Consider the following 13,204-nt stretch of genomic DNA (forward strand, 5'->3'; position numbering starts at 1 on the left):
CCTAACGCCTGTTGACCGGCCGGGGCCGGCAGTCCGGTGGGGGTGTCAGATGCCGGGGATCTGGAAATTAAAGACCCCGGTGTCAAAGCGGTTGTAGGCCTCGTAGTCCACGAGGTCGTAGAGCCGCGCACGGGTCAGCATGCTCGAAACCTGTGCCTCCTGGGTGCCGTCGGATTTGATCGATTCCAGAGTACGCTCAGCAGCGCCCATGGCACTACGGAGCAGCGTCACCGGGTAGATCACCATGTTGACGCCGACGCCGGCCAGCTCGTCCACCGTGAACAGCGCACTCTTGCCGAACTCGGTCATGTTGGCCAGGATCGGCACGTCGACGGCGTCGCGGATCGCCTGGAACTCGCTCAGGTCCTTCATGGCCTCGGGGAAGATCGCGTCCGCGCCTGCCTCCACGAGGGCCTTGGCACGCTGCTGCGCCGCCTCCAGGCCATCCGTGGCCCGGATGTCGGTCCGGGCCATGATCAGGAAGTTCGGATCCCGGCGCGCATCGGCCGCGGCCCGGATCCGCTTGGTGGCAGTCTCCAGGTCCACGACGTTCTTGCCGTCGAGGTGGCCGCAGCGCTTCGGGTTGAACTGGTCCTCGATGTGCAGGCCGGCCAGGCCCGCGTTCTCGAGTTCCTGGACGGTGCGCGCCACGTTCATCGGCTCGCCGAAGCCGGTGTCGGCGTCGACGATCGAGGGCAGGTCCGTCATCCGGGCGATCTGCCCGGCGCGGGTGGCCACCTCGGTGAGCGTGGTCAGGCCGATGTCCGGCAGGCCGAGGTCGTTAGCGAGGACGGCTCCGGAAATATACACCCCGGCGAAGCCCTTTTCCTCGATGAGCCGGGCCGAGAGCGGGTTGAACGCGCCCGGGAACTGCTGGATGGTCCCGGAGGCGAGCAGCTCCCGGAAGCGGATCCGCTTCTGCTCCGGTGTGGTCTTCGAATACAGCATTAGAAGAGTCCCTTCGGTGCGGACGCGAGGTCGATCACGCCGTCGGCGGCCTTGATGTTGAGCTGGTCCAGCTCGCCGGCGGCCAGTTCGGGCAGCCGCGCGGCGGCGGCCAGGAAGCGCTCGATTTCTTCCTCGGCCACGACGCCGGCGGCGAGGGTGCGGAACTTATTGACGTACTGCTCGCGGGCGAACGGCCGGGCGCCCAGCGGGTGCGCGTCGGCGACGGCGATCTGGTCAGTGATGACGGTGCCGTCCTTGAGGGTGATCTCCACGGAGCCGCCGAACGCCTTCTCCGAGATGTCGAGGGAGTGGTAGCGGCGGGTCCATTCCGGGTCCTCGACCGTGGTGACCTTGTGCCACAGTTCCACCGTGTCCGGGCGGCCCGCGCGCTCCGGCGCGTAGGAATCGACGTGGTGCCAGGCGCCGTCCTGCAGGGCCACCGTGAAGATGTACGGGATGGAGTGGTCCAGGGTCTCGCGGCTTGCCGTGGGGCTGTACTTCTGCGGGTCGTTGGCGCCGGAGCCGATCACGTAGTGGGTGTGGTGGCTGGTCTTGATCAGCACGGATTCGACGTTGGCCGGGTCGGTGACCTCGGGGTGTTCGCCGTGCAGCTTCCGGGCCAGGTCGATCCAGGCCTGGGCCTGGTACTCGGCGGAGTGTTCTTTGGTGTACGTGTCCAGGATGGCGCGCTTGGCTTCGCCGTCCTCGGGCAGCGGGACGGTGTAGTTGGCGTCGGGGCCATCGAGCATCCAGGCGATGACGCCGTCTTCACCTTCGTAGATCGGCACCGGGGAGGTCTGGCCGCGCATGGCACGGTCGGCGGATTCGACAGCCATCTTGCCGGCGAAGGCGGGGGCGTGGGCCTTCCAGGTGGAGATCTCGCCCTTGCGGGACTGGCGGGTGGCCGTGGTGGTGTGCAGCGCCTGGCCGATGGACTGGAAGATCGTCTCGACATCGAGGCCCAGCAGGGTGCCGATGCCGGCGGCGGCCGACGGGCCCAGGTGCGCTACGTGGTCGATCTTGCGCTTGTGCAGGCAGATGGCTTTGACCAGGTTGACCTGGATCTCATAGCCGGTGGCGATGCCGCGGATCAGGTCCTGGCCGCTTGAGCCCACGTGCTGGGCGACGGCCAGGATCGGCGGGATGTTGTCGCCCGGGTGGGAGTAATCCGCAGCCAGGAACGTGTCGTGGTAGTCGAGTTCGCGGACGGCGACGCCGTTGGCCCAGGCCGCCCACTCCGGGGCCACGCGCTCCTCGATGCCGAAGACCTTCGAGCCCTTGCCGCCGGTGCTGGGGCCGTGGGTGAGCGCCTGGGCGCGGGCCGCAACGATGGGGGCGCGGTTCAGGGAGGCGATGGCCACCGAGGCGTTGTCGATGACGCGGTTGATCACCATGTCGGTGACCTCGTCGGAGACTGCGACGGGATCCGCGGCCACCTTGGCGATCTTGTAGGCGAGCTGGTCCTCGCGGGCCAGGTTTTCCTCGCTCTTGTAAACGCGGACGTGGTGTTCCTTAACCATGGTTCTCCTTCTAGTGAGGTACGTGGGTTGCTTTGACGTGGGAAAGGCTGCGGTGAAGATGCAGGGTGGTGGCGGCCTCGGCCAGCCGCGGGTTGCCGGCGGCGATCGCCTCGGCGATGGCGGCATGCTCGGCGGCAGCAGCGGTGAGACGCTCGGCGTCGTCGGCTGCCAGCCGGCGCACCCGGACCAGGTGAACGCGGAGGCTGCGCATGGCCTGGACCAGGTAGGAATTGGAGATCGCGGCATCGATGGCCGCGTCGAGCCGGCCGACCAGGCTGTAGTAGTCGTGCCGTGCCGGGTCTGCGCCATTAATCATCTCCGGCGTTCGCAGGAGCTCACGCCGCAGTTGCTCGAAGGTCGCGGCGTCGCCGCGCTCGGCCGCCAACGCTGCCGCCTTGCCTTCGAGGGTTTCGCGGAGTTCGAAGAGTTCGTCGATGTCCTCGAGGGAGATGTCGGTGACGACGACGCCGCGGCCGCCCGCCGTCGTGGTCAGCCCTTCCGCGGTGAGCCGGCTGAGGGCCTCCCGCAGCGGGGTCCGCGAGATGCCGAGCCGCTCGGACTGCTCCACTTCGGCGAGGACTGTCCCGGGTGCAAGGCGCCATTCAATGATGTCCTCGCGCAGGGCCGCGTAGGCCTTGTCGCTGGCGCGCATCCTGACTCCTTCGTTAGCTGACCCCATCAGTGTATACACAATTGGCACAGCAGCCCAGCTTTTTGGCCGCAAAGAGGAAAATTCACTGTCCGTTGTATACATAGCTCTTGTGGCGTGGCTCCTGCGGGGCTACCATGAGCTGCATCACAACGTCGTGGACGGGATTACTTCATGGTCACCAAGAGCTACCGGGACAGTTACCAGCGCAGCGTTGAACAGCCGGAGGACTTCTGGCTTGAGGCCGCGGGAAAAATCGACTGGAGCACGCCGCCCGGCAGGGCCCTCGACTCCAGCCGCGCGCCGCTCTACGGCTGGTTTCCCGACGGCGTGCTGAACACCTGCTACAACGCCCTGGACCGGCATGTGGCGGAGGGCCGCGGCGCCCAGGACGCACTGATCTACGACTCGGCCATGCTGGGCACGCAGCAGCGCTTCAGCTACGCCGAGCTCACCGAGCTCGTGGCCCGCTTCGCTGGCGTGCTGCGCAGCCAGGGGGTGGGCAAAGGCGACCGGGTCGTGATCTACATGCCGATGATCCCCGAAGCTGCCATCGCCATGCTGGCCACGGCCCGGCTCGGCGCGATCCACTCGGTAGTCTTCGGCGGCTTCGCGCCGAAGGAACTCGCCGCCCGGATCCGGGATGCCGCACCGGCGGCGGTGGTCACCGCGTCCGGCGGGATCGAACCGTCCCGCCGGATCGAATACCTGCCGGCCGTCGCCGAGGCCCTCGAACTGGCCGGCGCCCCCGAAACCCCCGTGCTGGTCAAGGCACGGGACGGCTTCGAGGCGAACGCGGCGGACCATGCGGGCTGGCTGGACTGGGACACGGCCATGGCGTCCGCCGAGCCCGCCGCCCCGGTGGCCGTGAAGGCCACGGACCCGCTCTATATCCTCTACACCTCCGGGACCACCGGCGCGCCCAAGGGCGTGGTGCGGGACAACGGCGGCCACGCCGTCGCCCTGAGCTGGACGCTGGAGAACATCTACGACGTCGGCCCCGGCGACGTGATGTGGACTGCGTCCGACGTCGGCTGGGTGGTGGGGCACTCCTACATCGTCTACGGGCCCCTGCTCGCCGGCGCCACCACCGTGATCTACGAAGGCAAGCCGGTGGGAACCCCGGATGCCGGTGCGTTCTGGCGCGTGATCCAGGACCACAAGGTCAATGTGCTCTTCACCGCGCCGACGGCGCTGCGGGCCATCCGGAAGGCCGACCCCGAGGCAAAGCTCCTGGGACAGTACGACATCTCCAGCCTGCGGACCCTCTTTGCCGCCGGCGAGCGGCTCGACACCGATACCTTCCACTGGGCCTCCCGCATCCTTGGCGTCCCGGTCGTGGACCACTGGTGGCAGACCGAGACCGGCTGGGCCATCTGTGCCAACCCGCGCGGCCTGGACGGGCTGCCGATCAAGGCAGGCTCGCCGAGCGTGCCGATGCCCGGCTTCAAACTGCGGATCCTCGACGGGGCCGGAGAGGAAGTGGAGGCCGGCACCGAGGGCAATATTGTCCTGGGACTGCCGCTGCCGCCGGGTACCCTCACCACGCTCTGGGGCAACGACGAGCGCTACATCTCCTCCTACCTGCAGGCCTTCGAGGGCTGCTACGCCACCGGCGACTCCGGCTACCAGGATGAGGACGGCTACCTTTTCGTGATGGGCCGCACCGACGACATCATCAACGTCGCTGGCCACCGCCTCTCCACCGGCGCCATGGAGCAGGTGATCGGCCAGCATCCGGCCGTCGCCGAATGCGCCGTGATCGGTCTCGCCGACCCGCTCAAGGGCCAGCGCCCCAGCGGCTACGTGGTCCTCAAATCCGGGGTGGAGGTGCCGGAGGACCTGCTGGTCAAGGACCTGATCGCGCTGGTCCGGCGGGACATCGGCGCCGTGGCGGACTTCAAGCACGTCACCGTGGTGGAGGCCCTGCCCAAGACCCGCTCCGGCAAGATCCTGCGCAAGACCATGCGCCAGATCGCCGACGGCGACGACTACGTGGTGCCCTCGACCATCGAGGACGCCGGTGTGATCGACCAGCTTCTGGAGACGCTGCGGCCCGGAGCCGCGGGGGAACGGCCCGCCTAGGACCCGGTCCGGCTCCAGCGGTATTCGTTCTCGGGCCGGCCGGGCGCACCGTAACGCGCGGTGCGGGACACGGTGCCGGCGTCGGCGAGGTACTCGAGGTAGCGGCGGGCCGTCACGCGGGACATGCCCAGTGCCTCCATCACCTCGCTGGCGGACACGGCCCCGGATTGGGACTTCATGAAGTCCTGTACGGAATCCAGGGTGGACCCGGACAGGCCCTTGGGCAGAGGTAGTTCCGAGGGCGCCCGCAGGCTCGCGAAGGCCTGGTCCACGTCGCTCTGGGATGCGCCCGCCCCGGCACCGCCGGGCCCGGGGGACGCCAACTGCTCGCGGAACAGCCGGTAGCTGCGGAGCTTGTCCGCGAAGGTGGCGTAAGTGAAGGGTTTGATCAGATACTGCACGACGCCGGTCGCCACGGCGCTGCGGACGATGCTCAGTTCGCGCACCGCCGTAATGGCGATGATGTCGGCGAACAGGCCGGAGGCGCGCATCCGGCGGGCGATGTCCAGCCCATGCAGGTCCGGCAGGTTCATGTCCAGCAAGACCAGCTCCACGGGCTGGCCGGCGGCCGACAGCTCCGACATCAGGCGCAGCGCGGACTGCCCGTCGGGGGCGGATCCGGCCAGGGTGAACCCGTCCAGCCGGCCGATGTAGGCGGCGTGGGCCGCCGCGGCAATCGGTTCGTCCTCGACCACGAGTACGCGGATCTCGCTCATTGCTGTTCCTTTGCTGTCCCGGCGGCTTCGTCCTGGGAGCCTGCTGCGGGTTGTGATGCTGCGGGGGTGCCGGCTGCGGGGCCTGAAGCTGCGGCGGCTGCCACGGCTGGCGCCGTCGGCAGCGTGACACGGAACAGTGCCCCGGCCGGGCTGGTGATTGTCATGCTACCGCCCAGCCGCTGCACGGCCTGGCGCACCAGGGCCAGCCCGAGTCCGCGCCCGAACGGCCCCGGCGCCTTGGTGCTGAACCCGTGCCGGAAGACGTCCTCCACCGCATCCGGATCGATGCCCGGGCCGCTGTCCTCCACCGAGATCTGCAAGGCTCCCCCCTCCGACGCGACCGAGAGCTCAACAAGCCGCGGCGGAGGAGCATCGGCGGCCGCGTCGATCGCGTTGTCGAGCAAGTTGCCCAGGATGGCCACAAGGTCCTGGACGGCCAGGCCGGTGACGGCGGTGGAGCCGCCGGTAGTGAGGATGAGTTCGACGCCGCGTTCGTGCGCCTCGGCGGCTTTGCCCATGACCAGCGCGCCGAGCACCGGCTCGTCGAGGGAACTGACCAGGTCGTCGGTCAGCCGCTGGCTCAGCTCCAGGTCCTTGGTCGCGAAATCGAGCGCCTCGGCGCCGCGGCCCAGCTCCATCAGGGACACCATGGTGTGCAGCCGGTTGGCATGCTCGTGCGTCTGGGCGCGGAGCGCGTCCGAGAGCGTGCGCATGGTTTCCAGTTCACTGCCGAGCGACTCGATCTCGGTGCGGTCCCGGATGGTGGCGACCGTGCCGTAGACCGGCGGCCCCGCCGTCTCGCGCTGGCGTGATGCGGGGGAGCGGGGGCCCACCGCGGGGCCCTGGTTGACCACCAGCACGCGCTCGCCGGTCAGGTGGATTTCGTCCTGCGCGGTGCGGCCGGACTCGAACAGCTCCTTGAGGCTCGGCGCCAGCGGCAGTTCGGCCAGCGACGGTGCCGCCACGCCGCGGCCGCGCGGGGAGCCGCCGTCGACCACGCGGGGCGGGACCCCCAGCAACGCGGCCGCCTGGTCGTTGTACATCACCACTTTGCCCTTGCGATCGACGAGGATTACGCCTTCGCGGACCGAGTGCAGCACCGATTCGTAGTAGGCGAACAGCTGGGCGAGCTGCTCGGGCCCCCAGCCGCGGGTCACCCGTCGGAGGTACCGGCCCAGCAGCCAGGAGGCCACCGATCCGCCCGCCAGCAGGGCGACGGCGATCGCCAGCAGGGCGGGCAGCCGGCCGGAAAACGCCACATCCACTGTCCCCACCGTCACGCCCGCCGCCACCAGGGCCCGGACCGTGCCGTTCGCGTCCTTGACCGGGGCGATGGTGCGCACCGAGGGTCCGAGCGTCCCGGCCATAATTTCGGTGAAGACCTGGCCGTTTAGGGCCGCGTCGATTGAGCCGATGTACGGCTTTCCCAGCTCCTCGTCGCGGGGATGGGTCCAGCGGGTCCGGTCCGGCGCCATGATCGTAATGAAGTCCGCGCGGGCGTCCCGCATCACCTGCAGGGCATAGGGCTGAAGCAGCGCGGATGGATCGGGGGAGCCGGCCGCCTGCAGGACCAGGGGGTTGTCTGCCACTGCGGTGGCGATCCCGGCCATCCGCCGGCCCGCTTCTTCGTAGGCGTGGTCGCGCGCGTCCACGAAGGTGGCCGTGCCGACGACGGCGGTCAGGGCCAGCATGAACAGCAGGTGGGCCACGAACAGCCTGCGGGCGATGCTCCAGTGATGGATCAACTGCACCTTCCATGACCAATATGAACGCAACGGTGATGCGCATCACCTCATCCCCAATGATGGAGGAACACGCAGAACGGACGTGATGCGCATCCCAAGCCGCATCAAAGTCCAGCCTATCCAAGGAGAACAACATGGCCTCTCAACGAGGAGAGTCAGCGGCACCGGCCGCGGCGCCGGTCAAGCAGCGCAAGGGTCTGGACAAGTCCCACTACCTTTACATCGCGGTCATCGCCGCCGTCATCCTCGGCGCCGTTGTCGGCCTGATGTTCCCCGAGGTCGGCAAGTCGCTGAAGCCCCTCGGTGACGGCTTCATCAAGCTCATCAAGATGATGATCGCCCCGGTCATCTTCTGCACCATCGTGCTGGGCATCGGCTCCATCGCCAAGGCCGCCACGGTCGGCAAGGTCGGCGGCCTGGCCCTCGGCTACTTCATCGTGATGTCGACGTTCGCCCTGGCCATCGGCCTCGTCGTCGGCAACCTGATCCACCCGGGTGAGGGCCTCAAGCTTGCCCCGTACGATCCGAACAAGAAGGCAGCCACGGACAGCACCGTCGACTTCCTGCTCGGCATCATCCCGGGTGACATCCCCGTGCTGCCCACCCTGCTGGCCGCGATCCTGGTCGGTTTCGCGCTGCAGAAGATGGGCCCGCAGGCCACCCCGATCCTGAAGGCCATCGGCCACGGCCAGGCCCTCGTGTTCCGCATCCTGATCATGGTCATGTGGCTCGCCCCGGTCGGCGCCTTCGGCGCCATCGCCGCCGTCGTCGGTGCCACCGGCGTCCAGGCCATCATCAGCATGGCCACCCTCATGGTCGCCTTCTACATCACCTGCGCGGTCTTCATTGTCGTGATCCTCGGCGGTCTCCTCCAGGTCGTCTCGGGCGTCAACATCTTCCGCCTGATGAAGTACCTGGCCCGCGAGTACCTGCTGATCTTCTCCACGTCCTCCTCCGAAGCCGCCCTGCCCCGCCTGATCGCGAAGATGGAACACCTCGGTGTGTCCAAGCCGGTCGTCGGCGTCACTGTCCCCACCGGTTACTCGTTCAACCTGGACGGCACGGCCATCTACCTGACCATGGCCTCCCTGTTCGTCGCCAACGCCATGGGCACCCCGCTGGACCTGGGCGCCCAGATCTCGCTGCTGATCTTCATGATCATCGCCTCCAAGGGCGCCGCCGGTGTCACCGGCGCCGGCCTGGCCACCCTGGCCGCAGGCCTCCAGGCCCACCGGCCGGAGCTGCTCGGCGGCGTCGGCATGATCGTGGGCATTGACCGCTTCATGTCCGAGGCCCGTGCGCTGACCAACTTCACCGGCAACGCCGTCGCGACCATCCTGATCGGCACCTGGGTCAAGGAGATCGACGGCGGGCAGGTCGAACGCGTCCTCTCCGGCGCCGAGCCCTTCGACGAGCAGACCATGATCGCCGGGCACAGCGCCGCGCAGCCCGCAGTTGAGCCGGCCTCCCACCCGGCGCAGCCGGTCCCTGCCAACGCCTAAGCACCCGCAGCGGCACTCTCAGATCACCCCAAGACCGCCCGGACGCCTAACCCGCGTCCGGGCGGTTTTGCGCGGTCGAGGGATCCGCCGGCCAGCAACCCTCGACCTCTACCAGAGGGTCAGACGCGCCGGGCGGCGGTTGTCAAGGTCCGTCGAATACCGTGTCGGGGGCTGTAACCTTGGGAGGAATAACGATCCGTCCCGGACGGCGCCAGCCTCAGCAGGCAGCGCCGAACCAGCCGGATCCGGCAGGAAAATCACCGTCATCGAAAGTGTGGATAGATACGTGAGCAGCGAACAGGGTTCAGCCACTCTGGAAGGCACCGAACTCGACCTGGAAGACGCCGTGATGGGCCCCACCGGGCGCCCTTACCGCGATTTCCCGGAACCCGCGCCGCTGTCCTCGCACGGCCCGGCCCGGGTCATCGCCATGGTCAACCAGAAGGGCGGCGTGGGCAAGACCACGTCCACCATCAACCTGGCCGCGGCCCTGGCCGAATACGGACGCCGTGTCCTCCTGGTCGACTTCGATCCGCAGGGCGCGCTCTCCGCCGGACTGGGCACCAACCCGCACGAACTGGACCTGACGGTCTACAACGTCCTGATGGACCGCAAAGTCGATATCCGCGACGCCATCCAGAAGACCGGCGTCGAGAACGTGGACCTGCTGCCGGCCAACATCGACCTCTCTGCCGCTGAAGTCCAACTGGTGAATGAGGTCGCCCGCGAACAGGTCCTGGACCGGGCGCTGAAGAAGGTCGAGGACGATTACGACGTCGTCCTGATCGACTGCCAGCCATCGCTGGGACTGCTCACGGTGAACGCGCTGACGGCGGCGCACGGCGTCATCATCCCGCTGATCTGCGAGTTCTTCGCGCTGCGCGCGGTAGCGCTGCTGGTCGAGACGATCGACAAGGTCCAGGACCGGCTCAACCCGCGGCTCCAGGTCGACGGCGTGCTCGCCACGATGTACGACGCCCGTACCCTGCACGGCCGCGAAGTAATCGCCAGGCTCGTGGAAGCCTTCGGCGACAAGGTCTTCGAGACCGTTATCAAGCGGTCCATCAAGTTCGCCGACGCGACGGTCGCCGCCGAACCCATCACCAGCTACGCCGGGAACCACGCCGGCGCCGACGCCTACCGCCGACTGGCCAAAGAGCTGATCTCGCGCGGCGGCGCGCCCTAAGCCAGGGCCGTGGTAGCGACAGCCCCGACGGCGGAACTGTCGCCGTCCGCCAAGAAACCCGGCTTCGAGGTTCGGCTGGCCAATTTCACCGGTCCGTTCGACCTGTTGCTGGGCCTGATCTCCAAGCACCAGCTGGACATCACCGAGGTGGCGCTGGCCACGGTCACCGACGAATTCATCAAGTACATCAAAGGGTTGCAGCGGCTGGGGGAAGACTGGGCGCTGGATGAGGCCAGCGAATTCCTGGTCATCGCCGCGACCCTGCTGGACCTGAAGGCGGCCAGGCTGCTGCCCGCCGGCGAGGTCGAGGACGACGAGGACATCGCCCTGCTCGAGGCCCGCGACCTGCTGTTCGCCCGGCTGCTGCAGTACAAGGCCTTCAAACACGTGGCCGGACTTCTCGGCTCGACCCTGGAACTGGAGGGCCGGCGCTACCCGCGGCAGGTCGCCCTGGAGGGCCACTTCGCCGCGCTTTTGCCCGAACTCGTCTGGAAGCACAGCCCGGCGGAGTTCGCCGCCCTCGCCGAGAAGGCCCTGAAACCCAAGGAAGCGGCCCCCACCGAGGTTGGTCTCGCCCACCTGCACGGGACGCCGGTCAGTGTGAAGGAACAAGCGGAAATCCTGGGTCTGCGCCTGCGGCTCGGCAAACCGCTCACCTTCAGGTCCTTGATCGCCGACGCCGAATCAACCCTCGTGGTGGTGGCGCGGTTCCTTGCCCTGCTGGAAATGTTCCGGGACAAAGCGGTCGCGTTCGACCAGCTGCTGCCCCTAGGCGAGTTGTCCGTGCACTGGACCGCCGACGACGCGGACTGGAGCAGCGAGAACCTGAGTGAAGAATACGAGGAACAGCCATGAGTGACGCAGCGAACCTTCCCGCACCCGACGCCGACGCCGGAGACGCCGGAGAGCCCGGCATTCCTGACCTCGCAGGCCTGCCCGGGGGCGCCCGTGCGGCCCTCGAAGCCGTGCTTATGGTGATCGACGAGCCAGCCACCGTCACGGAGCTCGCCACCGGCCTGAACCTGACGGTCGACGTCGTCGAAGGACTGCTCGGGGAACTGCAGCGGGAGTATAACGGCTATACTGGTAATGCCCCGGATGCGGATGACGCCAGCACGTCTTTACCTACTGCTAGCTTCAGTGCCGCCCCCCGGGGTTTTGAATTGCGGAATATCGCCGGTGGCTGGCGGATCTATTCCCGCGCTGAGTTCGCCGACGTCGTAGGCGGATTCGTGCTGGAAGGCCAGACGGCCAGGCTGACGCAGGCGGCGCTCGAAACGCTCGCCGTCATCGCCTACCGCCAGCCCGTCTCCAGGGCGCGGGTCTCTGCAATTCGTGGGGTCAATGTTGACTCCGTGGTGCGGACGCTGACCCAGCGCGGCCTGATCGAGGACTCGGGAAACGATCCCGAGTCCGGGGCCATCCTGTACCGCACGACGTCGTATTTCCTCGAACGCATGGGAATCGGCTCGGTGGCTGAGTTGCCTCAGCTTTCACCCCATCTTCCAGGGCTTGAAGGCATAGCAGAGTTTTACGACGCAGGAAGAATGTAGGCAGGAATGCTGCCTGCGTAAGAGTATCCACCAGGGCAGAACCATTTGCCCGGCCGGTGGGGGACTGCCGTGAGGCAGCCGTCACGGGCCACCAAACGAAGGACGGGTCATGACACAGGCGGGACGCCAGGGTTCACCACGTAACAGTTCGGGACGCACCAGCGCCGGACAACAATCAGCGCGCACCCAAGGTGCGGGCGGCGCAGGCCGAGGCCAGCGCGACTTCTCCAAAGGCGGCGGCGACCGCCCCTTCAAGCGCCCCAAGCCGCGCGAAGAAGCTTTCGTCGACCCGGATCTGAACCCGGGCGGCGGAGCACCGGACCAGGCTGACCGGAAGGGCGGCGCCAAGCCCGCCGCCCGCAAGCCCGCGGCCCGCAAGCCGGGCGCCGGCAAGGTTCCAGGCACCCCGGGTGCGCTCAAGCCCAAGCCGCGCGTCGGCGCCGGTGCCGCCAAGGCAGTCGGGTCCCGCGCCTTCGGCAGCGAACGCTTCGGCCAGAGCCTCGGCCCCGTCCGCAAGCCGGCCCGCAAGCGCGGACCCCGCGGCGCCGTGCCGCAGTCCGAGCTGCACGACGCCGACGGCGTGCGCCTGCAGAAGGTCATGGCCTCCGCCGGCGTCGCCTCCCGGCGCGTCTGCGAGGAAATGATCGCCGAAGGCCGCGTCGAGGTCGACGGCCAGGTCGTCACGGAGCTCGGCGTGCGCGTCGACCCCAAGACCGCCGTGATCCATGTCGACGGCCTGCGCATCCAGCTGGACGAAAACATGGTCTACATGGTGTTCAACAAGCCCAAGGGCGTCGTCTCCACCATGGAGGACCCGGACGGCCGCCCGTGCATTAGCGACTTCGTCCGCAACCACCACGGCGAACGCCTCTTCCACGTTGGCCGCCTCGACGTCGCCACCGAGGGCCTGCTGCTGCTGACCAACGACGGCGAGCTCGCCAACCGCCTGACGCACCCGTCCTACGAGGTGCCCAAGACGTACCTCGTCCAGGTCCGCGGGCCGTTCCCGCAGGGCGTCGGCGCCCAGCTCAAGGCCGGCATCGAACTTGAAGACGGCATCGCCTCCGTGGACTCCTTCAAGCTCGTCGACTCGACCCCGGGCCACGTGCTGATCGAGGTTGTGCTGCACTCGGGCAAGAACCGCATCGTGCGCCGCCTCTTCGACGCCGTCGGTTTCCCGGTGCTGCGCCTGGTGCGCGTCAAGGTCGGACCCATCGGCCTGGGCGACCAGCGCCAGGGCAGCATCCGCAACCTCGGCAAGCAGGAAGTCGGCCACCTGCTGGCATCCGTGGGGCTGTAG

Annotated in this window: 11 protein-coding genes; 6 read left to right on the forward strand and 5 right to left on the reverse strand. The window is 68.1% G+C overall.

Annotated features, from left to right (window positions below):
- Window positions 1–45: 45 nt before the first annotated feature.
- The 3 genes from prpB to FFF93_RS06315 are packed head-to-tail and all read right to left on the reverse strand — an operon-like array spanning window position 46 to window position 3,120.
- Window positions 46–948, reverse strand: coding sequence for a methylisocitrate lyase (prpB, locus tag FFF93_RS06305; RefSeq protein ID WP_138769677.1), 903 nt, complete (start codon window positions 946–948; stop codon window positions 46–48).
- The gene (locus FFF93_RS06310) at window positions 948–2,468 is read right to left on the reverse strand and encodes an MmgE/PrpD family protein (RefSeq protein WP_138769676.1); all 1,521 of its coding nucleotides are present in this window, start codon (window positions 2,466–2,468) and stop codon (window positions 948–950) included. The genes prpB and FFF93_RS06310 overlap by 1 nt, the downstream gene beginning before the upstream one ends.
- 10 nt (window positions 2,469–2,478) lie before the next feature.
- Window positions 2,479–3,120 carry a GntR family transcriptional regulator gene (locus FFF93_RS06315; protein WP_138769675.1) on the reverse strand — a complete coding sequence of 214 codons (642 nt, stop codon included), beginning with the start codon at window positions 3,118–3,120 and terminating at the stop codon, window positions 2,479–2,481.
- Window positions 3,121–3,291: 171 nt separating this feature from the next.
- Here FFF93_RS06315 and FFF93_RS06320 point away from each other — a divergent pair, with 171 nt between their 5' ends.
- Window positions 3,292–5,202 (forward strand): propionyl-CoA synthetase, encoded by a 1,911-nt coding sequence (locus FFF93_RS06320; RefSeq protein ID WP_138769674.1) that lies wholly within the window; start codon window positions 3,292–3,294, stop codon window positions 5,200–5,202.
- Here FFF93_RS06320 and FFF93_RS06325 read toward each other — a convergent pair.
- Window positions 5,199–5,918 carry a response regulator gene (locus tag FFF93_RS06325; RefSeq protein WP_138769673.1) on the reverse strand — a complete coding sequence of 240 codons (720 nt, stop codon included), beginning with the start codon at window positions 5,916–5,918 and terminating at the stop codon, window positions 5,199–5,201. The two genes, FFF93_RS06320 and FFF93_RS06325, sit on opposite strands and share 4 nt — an antisense overlap.
- Complete coding sequence (locus FFF93_RS06330; protein ID WP_138770505.1) at window positions 5,915–7,663, reverse strand: sensor histidine kinase; 1,749 nt, start codon at window positions 7,661–7,663, stop codon at window positions 5,915–5,917. Before FFF93_RS06330 ends, FFF93_RS06325 begins: the two co-directional genes overlap by 4 nt.
- 134 nt (window positions 7,664–7,797) lie before the next feature.
- On the opposite strand from FFF93_RS06330, the gene FFF93_RS06335 reads away from it, so the two are divergent.
- The 5 genes from FFF93_RS06335 to FFF93_RS06355 all read left to right on the forward strand — a co-directional run bounded on the left by FFF93_RS06335 (window position 7,798) and on the right by FFF93_RS06355 (window position 13,204).
- A complete protein-coding gene (locus tag FFF93_RS06335; protein ID WP_138769672.1) occupies window positions 7,798–9,165 on the forward strand; it encodes a cation:dicarboxylate symporter family transporter in 1,368 nt (455 codons plus the stop codon).
- Window positions 9,166–9,451: 286 nt separating this feature from the next.
- A complete protein-coding gene (locus tag FFF93_RS06340) occupies window positions 9,452–10,351 on the forward strand; it encodes a ParA family protein (RefSeq protein ID WP_138769671.1) in 900 nt (299 codons plus the stop codon).
- A 9-nt stretch (window positions 10,352–10,360) separates the two neighbouring features.
- Window positions 10,361–11,206: a ScpA family protein gene (locus FFF93_RS06345; RefSeq protein WP_138769670.1), complete on the forward strand. Its 846-nt coding sequence runs from the start codon at window positions 10,361–10,363 to the stop codon at window positions 11,204–11,206.
- The gene (locus FFF93_RS06350; RefSeq protein WP_138769669.1) at window positions 11,203–11,904 is read left to right on the forward strand and encodes an SMC-Scp complex subunit ScpB; all 702 of its coding nucleotides are present in this window, start codon (window positions 11,203–11,205) and stop codon (window positions 11,902–11,904) included. The genes FFF93_RS06345 and FFF93_RS06350 overlap by 4 nt, the downstream gene beginning before the upstream one ends.
- A gap of 109 nt (window positions 11,905–12,013) precedes the next feature.
- Window positions 12,014–13,204, forward strand: coding sequence for a pseudouridine synthase (locus tag FFF93_RS06355; RefSeq protein WP_138769668.1), 1,191 nt, complete (start codon window positions 12,014–12,016; stop codon window positions 13,202–13,204).

Origin of the sequence: Arthrobacter sp. KBS0702 (assembly GCF_005937985.2) — a bacterium.
In the GTDB taxonomy this organism is placed as follows: domain Bacteria; phylum Actinomycetota; class Actinomycetes; order Actinomycetales; family Micrococcaceae; genus Arthrobacter.

Bases quoted from the DNA above. Each gene is read 5' to 3' on its own strand.
- prpB (WP_138769677.1), bottom strand. From the start codon at position 948: ATGCTGTATTCGAAGACCACACCGGAGCAGAAGCGGATCCGCTTCCGG.
- FFF93_RS06355 (WP_138769668.1), top strand. From the start codon at position 12,014: ATGACACAGGCGGGACGCCAGGGTTCACCACGTAACAGTTCGGGACGC.
- FFF93_RS06310 (WP_138769676.1), bottom strand. From the start codon at position 2,468: ATGGTTAAGGAACACCACGTCCGCGTTTACAAGAGCGAGGAAAACCTG.
- FFF93_RS06315 (WP_138769675.1), bottom strand. From the start codon at position 3,120: ATGCGCGCCAGCGACAAGGCCTACGCGGCCCTGCGCGAGGACATCATT.
- FFF93_RS06335 (WP_138769672.1), top strand. From the start codon at position 7,798: ATGGCCTCTCAACGAGGAGAGTCAGCGGCACCGGCCGCGGCGCCGGTC.
- FFF93_RS06325 (WP_138769673.1), bottom strand. From the start codon at position 5,918: ATGAGCGAGATCCGCGTACTCGTGGTCGAGGACGAACCGATTGCCGCG.
- FFF93_RS06320 (WP_138769674.1), top strand. From the start codon at position 3,292: ATGGTCACCAAGAGCTACCGGGACAGTTACCAGCGCAGCGTTGAACAG.
- FFF93_RS06350 (WP_138769669.1), top strand. From the start codon at position 11,203: ATGAGTGACGCAGCGAACCTTCCCGCACCCGACGCCGACGCCGGAGAC.